The organism is Carnobacterium maltaromaticum DSM 20342, assembly GCF_000744945.1.
In the GTDB taxonomy this organism is placed as follows: Bacteria; Bacillota; Bacilli; order Lactobacillales; family Carnobacteriaceae; genus Carnobacterium; species Carnobacterium maltaromaticum.
In genome coordinates, this window is sequence record NZ_JQMX01000001.1 from 2,706,796 (window position 1) to 2,718,927 (window position 12,132).

Below are 12,132 nucleotides of genomic sequence, written 5' to 3' on the forward strand. Positions count from 1 at the left end.
TGCTGTTGCTCATACTATAATACCTAAAGTTATCTCAATAAGAAAGGATTGAAATGATGTTATTTGATACACATACACATTTAAACGATGAAGCTTTTGCTACAGAAATTCCAGAAGCAATCGCTCGTGCCAAAGAAAATGATGTCACAAAAATGGCAATTGTCGGATTCGATGAAAAAACAATTGAAAAATCACTAGAATTAAGTCGAAATTATGATGGATTATATAGTATTATTGGCTGGCATCCAACAGAAGCCTACCTATATACAGATAAAATTGAAGAAAAGTTAGTTGAACAATTACAATTGCCTAAAATAGTCGCAATGGGTGAAATGGGCTTGGATTATCATTGGGACACATCACCTAAAAATGTTCAAAAAGATGTTTTCCGCCGTCAAATGCGAATTGCTAAAGTGTTGAAACTACCAATTAGTATTCATATGCGTGATGCGATTGAAGATACGTATCAAATCTTGAAAGAAGAGCATGTAGAAGATATTGGTGGAATTATGCATAGCTTTAGTGGCGATGTAGATTGGATGGAACGCTTTTTAGATTTAGGGATGCATATTTCTATGAGTGGTGTTGTAACCTTTAAAAAAGCTTTTGAAGTTCATGAAGTGGCTAAACAGGTTCCCTTTGATAAATTATTGGTTGAAACAGATGCTCCTTATCTTGCTCCGGTACCTTTTAGAGGCAAACGGAATGAACCAGCTTATGTAAAATATGTGGCTGAAAAAATTGCTGAATTGAGAGAGTGCAGTTACCAAGAAGTTGCGAATCAAACAACGGAAAATGCTGAAAAACTATTTAGGTTACGCTAATGGATAAAATTAAAGAAATTATTGTAGTCGAAGGTCGTGACGATACAAGACGTATCAAAGAGGCAGTCGTAGCGGACACATTGGAAACACGGGGTTCTGCTATCGATAACTCAATTCTTGCTTTAATTGCAAAAGCTCAAGAAACACGAGGTGTTATCGTTTTTACAGATCCAGATTTTCCAGGTGAGAAAATCAGAAAAACAATTTCTCGTGCTGTTCCAGGTGTCAAACATGCTTTTTTAAAAGTTGCAGATGCCAAGCCTAAAGGCAAAGGTAGCCTTGGGATTGAGCATGCGACACCAGAGGCGATTCGTGAAGCTTTAGGAAAAGCTTATACAGAAACTATTTCGAAAGAATCACTAATTTCACGGGAGCTGTTAATTGATGCCGGTCTATTAGCAGGCCCGTTTGCTAAAAAAAGGCGTGAAAAATTAGGCGAATCATTAAATATCGGGTATACTAACGGCAAACAGCTTGAAAAAAGATTGCAGATGTTTCAAATTACCCCAGAACAAGTAATTGAGGCCATGCAACGAATCTTGGAGGATGAAAATGACCCAGCGTAAAGATATTGCAACACCTAGCAGAACTAAAGAAATCTTAGCAAAACATGGTTTTTCAGTTAAGAAAAGTCTTGGACAAAATTTTATTGTCGATCCTAATATCCTTGTGAATATTGTTGCGGCTGCAGGTTTAGATAAAGATACTAATGTTGTTGAGGTTGGGCCTGGAATAGGTGCATTGACAGAACATTTAGCCAGAGCCAGTAAAGAAGTAGTAGCTTTTGAAATAGATGATCGCTTACTTCCTGTTTTAGCGGATACATTAAGTCCATATGACAATGTTGAAATTGTCCATACTGATGTATTGAAGGCTAATTTGGCAGAGATATTAACCCCGCGCCTTAATTTAGAAGAACGCCTAATGGTAGTTGCTAATTTACCTTATTACATTACAACGCCAATTATTATGCATTTTCTAGAATCAGAAGTCCGAATTGATGGTCTAGTAATTATGACCCAGAAAGAAGTTGGGGATCGGATTACTGCTGCTCCAGGAACAAAAGCCTATGGTTCCTTATCGATTGCGATTCAATATTATATGGAAGCAGAAATTGCTTTTATTGTGCCTAAAACAGTTTTTGTTCCACAACCAAATGTTGATTCTGCGATTATTAAATTAACTAGACGTGAGCAACCTAGTGTCATTGTTAAAAATGAAAAAATATTTTTCCAAGTAGCACGAGCTGCTTTTGTTCAACGTCGTAAAACATTATGGAATAATCTTCTAGTCCGTTACGGAAAAGAAGAAGAGATCAAAGAGAAGTTAGTTAAAGCTTTAGAACTAGCGGATATAGATCCAAAACGTCGAGGTGAAACGCTAAGTTTAGCTGAATTTGGTCGATTATCAGATGCAATTGTTGAATTCTTTCCAGAAAATAATTAGATAGAGAAACTTGAAAAAATAAAAAATACATGTTATACTCAAGGTAGAAAAAAATCAAATGAAACACCGAACCCCCATACTGTTGTGAGTATGGGGGTTTTGTTTAATCTAAGTAAACAGATGCTGACCTAGACACCTCTTATTTATCTTTGCGGTTAAGCCAATAACCGAAAAACTCTGCCAGTAATGCAATCAACAAAGGTAAGATAAACGTTGTTAAAAAAGAATCAAATGAAGCACCTCCTCACATATTGGGATTGTTCCTGTGAGATAGGTGAGTAATTAAGTATACCAGAGTGAAAGAACTAAGGTTTTTCTATTTTCTATCTTTAAAACGCAGGAAATGAATAAATTACCTAATAAATCAGCGAAATTGAAAAGGATATAGAGGTAACTAGGGAAAAATAATTTGATTTAGTTACCTATTTTTTTAGAGACTACTAGTTTGTTCAATTTTAGTTTAATGACCAAAATAATAACTGTGAAGATATAAATTAGTACTTAGTATTAGTAGATTTATTTTTCATATTATTATCTTATGGGTCATAATGATATACCAAAAAATTGTTTTTTTAAGTGGTTTTAAGCCATATATAGCAGTCTTTTGCGAAAAAATCTTAGTTTTTTTAATTTTTTCTAATTTAAAGAATAAGTAGTTGCATCTAGCTATTTCATGTGGTATACTTGTTAAATTTGTCAGAATATGGTATACTTTACCTCAGTGAGGTGAATCTAATGCCAAATACATTAGCAAGTATCAAAAAGAACTTGGATTGTCAGTTAGGTAGAAAGATTATGTTGACCGCGCAAACGGGTCGCAAAAGAAAGACCGAACGAAAGGGCGTTTTGAGAGAAACTTACCCGTCTGTTTTCGTTGTAGATTTAGATCAAGATGAAAATGCATTTGAACGTGTTTCTTATAGTTATACAGATGTTTTGACTCAATCCGTTGAAATTCAATTTTTTGACGAAAACAGTCGCCAATATGCTTAATAGTAAGACCACGAGCTGATGAAGCTCGTTTTTTTTTACATAAAAACAGAGAATCTATTATTGTTAGGAATTACTCTAACAATAATAGATTCTCTGTTTGTTTAGCATATCAAAAATAATCCGCTAAAATTTTGGTCCCTTCGTTATTTAAAATCAAACCATGTGTGGTTGGTCTAAAAGGGCTTTTTTCAAAAACTTCTTCGCTACTTATCATGATATTAAATCCAGCAATTTCTTGTAATTGACTATGGCTAGCAGAATAAACTAATTTACCTAATTTAGACCAAACCATGGCGCCTGAACACATACAACAAGGTTCACAACTAGTATATAAAGTATAATCGGATAAATCGCTAATTTGGTTGGTATGACAAAATTCTCTAATCAAGCTCATTTCAGCATGGGCTGTTGGATCGCTAGACTTGTGGATAGAATTTTGTGTCTCAAAGACTATTTTTCCATCTTTTACCAAAATAGCTCCAAATGGTTCATTTCCAGATTTGGCAGCTGTACTTGCTAGTTCAAGCGCGCGTTTCATAAAATGTTCAACATTAGTCATAAAATTATTTTCCCTCCTTATAAGCTAAGCTATTATAGATTAATTTGTAGCTCAACGGGACAATGATCACTTCCAACAACTTCATTTAGGATAGCAGCAGAAACGAGTTTTTCTTGTAAACGTTCAGAAACAATAAAATAATCAATGCGCCATCCAGCATTATTAGCGCGAGCATTGAAACGATAGCTCCACCAAGAATAAGCCCCTTCTAGTTCTGGATAAAAATAACGAAAAGTGTCAATATAACCATTTTCCAAAAACTCAGTGAATTTGCCACGTTCTTCATCTGTAAATCCAGCATTTTTCCGGTTGGTTTTCCAATTTTTGATATCAATATTCTCATGAGCTACATTTAAATCACCACATACAATAACTGGTTTTTCAGCATCTAATTGATTTAAATAAGCCAAGAAATCTTCTTCCCAAGTCATGCGGTAATCTAAGCGTTTTAATTCGTTTTGTGAATTAGGTGTGTAGCAAGTTACAACATAATAGTCAGGATAACTAAGAGTAATGACTCGTCCTTCTTGGTCATGTTCTTCTTTGCCTAATCCATAAAAAACGTCATCAGGTTCATGTTTGGTAAAAATAGCTGTTCCCGAATAGCCTTTTTTTTCAGCATAATTCCAGTATTGATGATAGCCGGGTAGCTCAAGATCAATTTGGTCAGCTTGTAATTTAGTTTCTTGGAGACAGAAAAAATCAGCATCCAATTGGTTGAAAATATCGATAAAGCCTTTTTTCACAACAGCTCGTAAACCATTGACGTTCCATGAGATTAATTTCATACATACAGCTCCTTCATCTAATGTTGCGATTCTTTCAACTTTAATAAAGAAAATAAAGTTTCCTTCCTCTATTGTACTCAAAGGAAGATCAATAGTAAATTGAAGCGCTTATAAATAAGTACTCTTTCTTTATAAAATTTGGTAAACTAGAACTGTAAGTTAAACATAAAGAATAGGCTCAAAAAATAAATGAAATGAGGCAATTTAATGAAAAAAATTGGTATTATTGGTTTAGGTGGTATTTCTCAAAAAGCTTATTTACCTGTTATGATGGCAATGGGACAAGAAGTAGAATGGCATTTATATACACGAAATCAAGAAAGACTAACAGAAATTAGCCAACAATATCGTGTTGAACATACCTATCCAAGCATTGAAGCCTTAATTGAAAGTGGAATAACCGCAGCTTTTGTGCATACTGCCACTGAAACTCATGGTGCGATTATTCGCCAATTACTAGAGCATAATCTTCATGTTTATGTAGATAAACCAATCAGTGAGAATATAGCTGAAGTAAAAGAATTGATTCAGTTGGCTGAAAGTAAAAATTTACAGCTAGTGACTGGTTTCAACCGTCGTTTTGCACCAATGGTTCAAAAATTAAAAGCTGTACCTAATAAAAATATGGTTTTCGTCCAAAAAAATAAAGAAAATGGTGGCGGTAGTGTCGAACGTGGAATTTATGATATGTTTATTCATGTTTTGGATACAGCTACGTATTTATTAGATGAACCTATTCTAAAAAGCAGCTATCATCTAGTTGAAGAAAAAGGTCAGTTGAAAAATTGTATCATGCAGCTAATTACAGCTAGTACAGTTTGTGTTGCTTCGATGAATTATGTTTCAGGAGCTAATTCTGAAGTAATGGAAGTCATGTCACCAACTGGAACGCATCGCGTATTGAATCTGACGGAGTATTCAAGTAATGAACTAGGAAAAGAGATGATCCAACACTTTGGAGATTGGACTCCAACTCTAGAAAAACGAGGATTTGCTCCTTTAATTCGTGAATTTATTTCTGGATTATCGACAGGTGAACAACCAGTAAGTACTGAATCTGCTTATATTAGCCATCAACTATGCCATCAAATTGTGATGGGTGACATTAAACATACTCTATAGAATAGAAATAGTTATTAGTGAATTTGCTAATAACTATTTTTATTAGACTAGCTTTTTTACATGCTAGCTCTTATGAGCCAACTCCTCGAGAAAAAGATAAAAATTCGAGATGGCAAAAAGCGCCATATCAATTTTTCCTATTTTCTTATCGGAGCTAAGCGGCTCAACGAGCTTTTTTTACATAAAAGTTTATCAAATGTTTATACTTATTTTAGGTGAGATTTATGTCTAATTGGTATGCTAAAGAGGTAGATTAACTAATTAATTTTAAACTTTATGTTAGGATAGATAAAAAGAGGAACTTAAACAAGGAGGTTCGGGATGACGATAAAAATGCGGTTTTTAATTTCTTATTTAGGCGGCATCATTGTGACGCTATTGTCTTTATTTTTAATTAGCTCAATCACACTTTTTGTTGTAACAGGGAGTGTTCCATCACCCAATAATTTATATAAAATGATTACCAGAGAACGTTCATTAAGTCTTGAGGAAGAAGGGGCTTTTTTAGAACTACGTTTATTGGCAAAAAATGAACCAGATAGCTTAAAAAATTTAGAGAATCCTGAATTAGTAAAAATTATTCAAGAAATTGAAAAGCAGAATTTAGCAGTTGTTATTCGTCAAGGCGAGGATATTTCTTATTATTCTAATGGACTTGTTGAAAAATCGCTTTTGGCTCATTTCCCAATATATGAACCCAATAATTTAAAAGTTAATGGTACGATTGATAATGCTGGTCGCTTATATCGCTACATGAAATTTGATTTTAAAGACAGTAGTCAGATGGCTAACAGTGTGATGGTTTTGAAAAAAGAAAATACCTTTGTGGAGTTCTTACAAAAATGGGGACTGCTGATTAGTGGCTTAATTATACTAATTGCTTTAATCTTTGTACAACTCTTTAATCGGTCGATTACAAAAACTATTATTGAACCGTTAGATCAGCTGAAAAAAAGCACTGAAACGATGAAAACTGGAAATTTGGAAAGTATAGAAGTTCCATTAGATAATGAGTACGCAGCCAATGAAATTAAAGAGTTAGCAGATAGTTTTGAAGAGATGCGTTTGCAAGTTAAGCAATCGGCTATTGAACAAAAAAGGTATGAAGAAAATCGGAAAGAATTAATTGCCAATATTTCTCATGACTTAAAAACACCAATTACCTCCATTATCGGTTATGTCGAAGGTTTGCAGGACGGGGTTGCTACAACAAAAGAAAAAGAAGCTCAATATTTAGCGACAATTCATAAAAAAGCGACAAGTCTAAATCATTTAATTGAAGAGTTGTTTCTTTATTCTAAATTAGACTTACAAAAAATTGGCTTTAATTTTGAGGAAGTCAATATCAGACAATTTCTTGTTCATATTAGTGAAGAATATCAGATGGAGTTGGCTAATCAAGGGACACATTTAAGCACTGAATTTGGTGAGGAGCAAGATGCCTATTGTCTTATTGATCGAGAACAAGTAAACCGGATATTAGGAAATTTAATCCAAAATAGTTTGAATTTTAGAGATATGGGAAAAGAATTCAATCAAGTTATTCTTCGTTTGACTCAAACAGAAAGTAAGGTTTGGATTGAAGTTGAAGATAATGGCATTGGAATTGACGAAGAGCAACAGGCTTTTATCTTTGATCGTTTTTATCGTGGTGAAAGTTCACGTAACATTGCAATGGGTGGATCGGGTTTAGGATTAGCTATTGTCAAACAATTAGTTGAAGCTCATGGCGGAACGTTGCAATTAAATAGTATTAAGGGCCAAGGGACAAAAATTGCCTTTTGTTTAAATAAACTAGTAGAGAAAGAGTGAGTGGAAATGAAAAAAGTTTTGCTTATTGAAGATGAACGAAGCATCGCTGAATTACAGCAAGATTATTTAGAAATTAACGGCATTTCCTCAGTTATCAGTGTAGATGGTCAAGAAGGGTTAGAGTTAGCTTTGAATGATAATTTTGATTTAATTCTCTTAGATCTGATGTTACCAACATTAAATGGTTTCGAAATTTGTAAAGAAGTGCGTAAAGTCAAAGATATTCCAATTATTATGGTTTCAGCAAAAAAAGAAGAAATAGATAAAATTCGTGGACTTGGTTTAGGGGCGGATGATTACTTGACGAAACCCTTTAGTCCAGGGGAATTAATTGCTCGTGTGAAATCACACCTTGCTCGTTATGAGCGTTTAACAGCTAGCCATCAACCAACAGAAACAATTGAAATTGATGGAATCAATGTTGATAAGCGAGCCAGAAAAGTCTTTGTATTTGAGGAAGAACAATTTTTTACAACAAAGGAGTTTGATTTACTCGTTTACTTAATGGAGCATCCCAACCAAGTGTTAAGTAAAGAGCAACTGTTCCAACAGGTTTGGGGAATGGAAATTTATGGTGGGGATGTGGCTACTGTAGTTGTGCATATTAAAAAAATTCGAGAGAAAATGAAACAAACAGGTAGTTCACCACTTTATATTGAGACTATTTGGGGAAGTGGCTATCGATTTAATCAGCAAAAATAGGGGAGTGATATGATGATGACTAAAAAATGGCGAATCAGTATGTTCGTAGTGAGTAGCTTTTTTCTACTTGCAGCTTGTGGGGGAAATGAGCAAAAAAATTCAGAAAATCAAACAACTATAGAACCTAAAGAATCACAAGTTGTAAATGATTCTTCTAATATAGAAGAGAATGAAAAAAATCAAGTCAGTTTTGATAACTATGAGTACGATTACGATGTCGTAACTTCTGCGACTAAAACAACCTTCGGGACTACTCCGGCAGCTAAGATGACTTATGAAGAAAAGTTGGATAAGATGTTTTGGTCTACACAACCGCCATTGGGCTTAATTGAAGGAAATTATTATCGAAATGAACGGCGTTTTGACGGTGATTATCGTGGGATTGTTGAAGTTGTAACAGACGATGATAGCAAGATTTTACATGTTGAATTCAATGAATTTGCTTCTGAAAATTATTATGAACCGAAGTATGCAGGGAAATCGAAACGACTTTCAGACTATGCTTTTTTCCAAGCCCAAAATACGCGAACAGATGAAACCTTAGTGACTGTTGTAAACGGAATTACCTTTTTAGAAAAACAAATGCGTGAAGAAAATCGAGTAGATGGCGCATTTGAAACGGTAAAAGGCTCCTCAACAAGTGCTCGAAATGGGTTTATGCCGATCGCAGCTGAAATGGCTGATTGGATTCGAACACCATATAAATCATACTATTATGGTTATGCAGAAGATTTTGGGAATGGGATTGTTGGCCGTTTACAAGTGACAACAGAAGATGGAAAAATAGATACAGTTAGATATGATGAATATTTTGCTGATAAAAAAGAGTCAATTAGTGAAGAAAAACTTCAACCTCTATACCGCCAATCAAAATATTATTCACTAGATTACCAGAAAATTAGTGGGGATAATTTTGTTGCTTTTTCTGATCAGTTAGGAGAGGAAATTATCAAATCTCAAAATTTTGAACAGCTAGATGAAAGTTTAATGCAACATCCTTCTTATGAAAATTATCAAAAAATAGCAAAGAATATTCAACTAAACTAAATTCAATCGCCATTTGTTAAAGATCGTATAAATATCATCCAAATGCTGTTAAAGTAGGACTTCTCATGTTAGAATGGGAAATATGAAAAACAAAAGTTTGTGAGGGAAATAAAATGATCTTAAATGAAATGATAAAAGAATTTCCAACGGTGCTGATAAAAGCAAATGAACCTCTGTCCTTCTATACCTACACTAAAACAGGTGGTCCGGCAGATATACTGGCTTTCCCAAAAACAGAAGATGAGATTGTTAAATTAGTTGCTTGGATAAAAGCACAACAATTACCCTTAACAGTGTTAGGAAATGCAAGCAACTTAATTGTTAAAGACGGCGGAATTCGCGGCGTAGTAATGATTTTAACAGAAATGAACCAAATGCAAGTGAAAAAAGAAAAATTAACCGTCCAAAGTGGCGCTAAATTGATTGATACCTCTTATCGTGCCTGGTCAGAAGGCTTAACAGGATTAGAATTTGCTTGTGGTATTCCTGGTAGTATTGGCGGAGCGGTCTTTATGAATGCAGGGGCTTACGAGGGTGAAATTAGCGAAGTTTTAGAGAGTGCTCTAGTGATTTCTGAAACAGGTGAAGTTACACGTTTAAGTAATGAAGATTTGGATTTTAGTTATCGTTATAGCTCTATCCAAAAACATCACGGAATTATATTAGAAGCTGTCTTCCAATTAAAAAAAGGAAACAAAGCTACGATTAAAACAAGAATGGATGAGCTAACAGCCTTACGTGAAGCCAAGCAACCTTTAGAATTCCCATCATGTGGCAGTGTTTTTAAACGCCCAACAGGTTATTTTACAGGTAAATTGATTCAAGAAGCTGGACTACAAGGTAAAATTTGGGGTGGGGCTCAAATATCAGAAAAACATGCCGGTTTTATTGTAAATATTAATGAAGCAACAGCAACAGATTACATCGAGTTGATTGCCTATATTCAGGAAGTTATCCTGACAAACACTGGAGTTAAATTAGAGACTGAAGTGCGAATTATTGGAGAAGATAAGTAGTAAACGAATATAAAAAAATAAACCTAGTGCTAATTTAAAGCACTAGGTTTATATAAGCATGGTCAGATTATTTAGCCATGAGGAATATCTCCAAATGGTGTTGTGATAGGGAATCCAGCTGAAATAGCAATAATATCTGCACTGTTCATAATGTGGTACCTCCTTTAGTAATAAAATAAAAACAAAATACTACTCTAATAATACAATGTAAGGTACAATTAATCAATAAATCTGGATTTAATGATAGAAAGGAAGTCATAATAGTGAGCACACTAGGGGAAATAATAAAAGAGAAGCGCTTAGCTAAAGGACTAAAGCAAAGTGAATTGGCAGAGGGAATCTGTACACAAGCGACTGTTAGTAATCTGGAAAATAAATCTAGAATGCCCACGATGTCTATTTTATTAGCAATTGCCAACCGACTAAATATTGAATTTAGTGAGCTTTCTGGTTATGCCTTAACTAGTGTTAATTCTCAGACTTCCCGTATTTTTAATAAAGTCAAACAATTATGTGCGGCTTATCAGCATGAAGAAGCCTATACATTACTAAAAAATGAAATAGATATAAAAAAAGTTGAAACAGCCTATGAAAGAAAAAAATATTATTACTATTTAGGATTAACAACATTAGCAGGTCATCACAATTTTATTGATGCCCATTATTATTTTAACTTAGTATTGTCAGACAAATCAGACAGTAAGTTAGATTTGATTGATGTTTTAGCTACAAACGGTATTGGAATAGCTTATGAATTAGAAGATGAACTTGACAAGGCACTAACTTATTATGAAAAATCTCTGGTACAATTAGATGAACTAATTGAGGATTTAGGAGAGATAAATGATAGTGCCGAGATTACCATTATTTATTTTAACAGTGCGAAATTTTATTCTCACATTGGAAACTACGAAAAAGCTGTCAACCTTTGTACATTAGGCATCACATTGCAGCAAATGAAACATACCAACTATGAATTAGATCGCTTATATTATGAAAAAGCCTTTAATTTAGCTAAGTTAGATCGGATAGAAGAAGCAACTGAATTTTATTTTCATGCAGCTTCATTTGCAAAGTTAACTGAAAATAAAATCATTAGTGAAGCGATTAAAAAAAATATGCGAGAATTTAAATTAGAAGGTTATTGCTATTGGGAATAAAGAAATGCTGAGTTGAAAAAGAAAATTACTTCTAATTAAAATAGATTATAAAAGTCAGATAGTTCATTATCTGGCTTTTTTATGTGCCTTTTAAGGAGTGTGTAGCCATAAAACGATTTGTGTAAGCGGCGTCAATTAAGTGTGTAATAAATAAGTCTAGTAAAACCTAGTCAAATCAAAGATTGTAACATTATAATCTTTGGCACGCTATTTGCTATATAGTATAGTGAGTAAGTCAATTGGCTAATCTATTTTAAGTGAAAGAGAGATGGAGGAGAAGGAAAATGGAAAAAAAGACGATAATGTTAGTTTGTTCAGCAGGTATGAGTACGAGTTTATTGGTAACAAAAATGGAAAAAGCAGCTATTGCTAGAGGAATGGAGGCTGAGATTTTTGCAGTGTCAGCGTCAGAAGCTGATGGAAATCTTGAAACAAAACAAATTGACGTAATGTTATTAGGTCCTCAAGTTCGATTTATGAAAGCACAATTTGAACCGAAAGTTGCTGCTAAGGGAATCCCACTAGATGTCATCAATATGCAAGATTACGGTATGATGAATGGCGAAAAAGTTTTGGATCAAGCCTTAGCTTTAATGAATAAATAAAAAGAAAGGAGTCAGAAAAAGGTAGAGAAAGCGAAAACTACTTAATGAACGCGGTTAC

13 protein-coding genes are annotated in these 12,132 nt (G+C 34.0%); 11 read left to right on the plus strand and 2 right to left on the minus strand.

Translation table 11 applies throughout. The features are described from left to right. Positions 1-56 precede the first annotated feature (56 nt). The 4 genes from BR77_RS12750 (at position 57) to BR77_RS12765 (ending at position 3,263) form a co-directional block, all read left to right on the plus strand. Complete coding sequence (locus BR77_RS12750; protein ID WP_010053542.1) at positions 57-824, plus strand: TatD family hydrolase; 768 nt, start codon at positions 57-59, stop codon at positions 822-824. Next, on the plus strand, positions 824-1,390 hold the full coding sequence (rnmV, locus tag BR77_RS12755) for a ribonuclease M5 (RefSeq protein WP_010053544.1): 567 nt from the start codon (positions 824-826) through the stop codon (positions 1,388-1,390). The genes BR77_RS12750 and rnmV overlap by 1 nt, the downstream gene beginning before the upstream one ends. Then, on the plus strand, positions 1,377-2,270 hold the full coding sequence (rsmA, locus tag BR77_RS12760) for a 16S rRNA (adenine(1518)-N(6)/adenine(1519)-N(6))-dimethyltransferase RsmA (RefSeq protein WP_010053547.1): 894 nt from the start codon (positions 1,377-1,379) through the stop codon (positions 2,268-2,270). Before rnmV ends, rsmA begins: the two co-directional genes overlap by 14 nt. A 735-nt stretch (positions 2,271-3,005) precedes the next feature. Continuing rightward, positions 3,006-3,263 (plus strand): Veg family protein, encoded by a 258-nt coding sequence (locus BR77_RS12765; RefSeq protein ID WP_010053550.1) that lies wholly within the window; start codon positions 3,006-3,008, stop codon positions 3,261-3,263. 109 nt (positions 3,264-3,372) lie between these two features. On the opposite strand, the gene BR77_RS12770 is transcribed toward BR77_RS12765, so the two are convergent. Both BR77_RS12770 and BR77_RS12775 read right to left on the minus strand, forming a co-directional pair. Further along, positions 3,373-3,822 carry a nucleoside deaminase gene (locus BR77_RS12770; protein ID WP_010053551.1) on the minus strand — a complete coding sequence of 150 codons (450 nt, stop codon included), beginning with the start codon at positions 3,820-3,822 and terminating at the stop codon, positions 3,373-3,375. A 32-nt stretch (positions 3,823-3,854) separates the two neighbouring features. Continuing rightward, positions 3,855-4,610: an exodeoxyribonuclease III gene (locus BR77_RS12775; protein WP_015077618.1), complete on the minus strand. Its 756-nt coding sequence runs from the start codon at positions 4,608-4,610 to the stop codon at positions 3,855-3,857. A 207-nt stretch (positions 4,611-4,817) separates the two neighbouring features. Here BR77_RS12775 and BR77_RS12780 point away from each other — a divergent pair, with 207 nt between their 5' ends. The 7 genes from BR77_RS12780 (at position 4,818) to BR77_RS12810 (ending at position 12,074) form a co-directional block, all read left to right on the plus strand. Then, a complete protein-coding gene (locus BR77_RS12780) occupies positions 4,818-5,732 on the plus strand; it encodes a Gfo/Idh/MocA family protein (protein WP_015077617.1) in 915 nt (304 codons plus the stop codon). Positions 5,733-6,053: 321 nt separating this feature from the next. Next, positions 6,054-7,544 (plus strand): sensor histidine kinase, encoded by a 1,491-nt coding sequence (locus tag BR77_RS12785; protein ID WP_015077616.1) that lies wholly within the window; start codon positions 6,054-6,056, stop codon positions 7,542-7,544. Between the two features lie 6 nt (positions 7,545-7,550). Then, on the plus strand, positions 7,551-8,246 hold the full coding sequence (locus tag BR77_RS12790) for a response regulator transcription factor (protein WP_015077615.1): 696 nt from the start codon (positions 7,551-7,553) through the stop codon (positions 8,244-8,246). A 15-nt stretch (positions 8,247-8,261) separates the two neighbouring features. Further along, complete coding sequence (locus BR77_RS12795; protein ID WP_035066183.1) at positions 8,262-9,293, plus strand: hypothetical protein; 1,032 nt, start codon at positions 8,262-8,264, stop codon at positions 9,291-9,293. 113 nt (positions 9,294-9,406) lie between these two features. After that, positions 9,407-10,309: a UDP-N-acetylmuramate dehydrogenase gene (murB, locus tag BR77_RS12800; protein ID WP_010053560.1), complete on the plus strand. Its 903-nt coding sequence runs from the start codon at positions 9,407-9,409 to the stop codon at positions 10,307-10,309. A 263-nt stretch (positions 10,310-10,572) separates the two neighbouring features. Further along, on the plus strand, positions 10,573-11,469 hold the full coding sequence (locus BR77_RS12805) for a helix-turn-helix domain-containing protein (protein WP_016356654.1): 897 nt from the start codon (positions 10,573-10,575) through the stop codon (positions 11,467-11,469). Positions 11,470-11,753: 284 nt separating this feature from the next. After that, on the plus strand, positions 11,754-12,074 hold the full coding sequence (locus tag BR77_RS12810; RefSeq protein ID WP_015077611.1) for a PTS sugar transporter subunit IIB: 321 nt from the start codon (positions 11,754-11,756) through the stop codon (positions 12,072-12,074). The last annotated feature ends 58 nt before the right edge of the window (positions 12,075-12,132 follow it).